The organism is Massilia frigida (assembly GCF_011682175.1).
Taxonomy (GTDB): domain Bacteria; phylum Pseudomonadota; class Gammaproteobacteria; order Burkholderiales; family Burkholderiaceae_D; genus Telluria_A; species Telluria_A frigida.
The window spans coordinates 1-246 of record NZ_WHJG01000245.1 but is presented as its reverse complement, the minus strand read 5'-3'; the positions used below and the strand labels follow the sequence as shown (position 1 = coordinate 246).

Below are 246 nucleotides of genomic sequence, written 5' to 3'. Positions count from 1 at the left end.
ATGATTTTTAGAGTAAAAGCCACACAAGACCGGGGGATTAGCTCAGCTGGGAGAGCACCTGCTTTGCAAGCAGGGGGTCGTCGGTTCGATCCCGTCATCCTCCACCACTCTACTTAACTTTGAAAGTACAAACGTAAGTCAGCGCAATCGGCGCCTGGGTTTAGGTTTGATCTTTCAGAGATTAAAAGCTGTTTCGTTCTTTAACAATCTGGAAGAAGTAAAGTTTTAATCGAATCGTCGACAGAC

General features: G+C 45.5%; 1 tRNA gene. It reads left to right on the top strand.

Annotated features, from left to right (window positions below):
• Window positions 1-31 precede the first annotated feature (31 nt).
• Window positions 32-107 (top strand) — tRNA-Ala (locus F2P44_RS34825).
• Window positions 108-246: the final 139 nt, after the last annotated feature.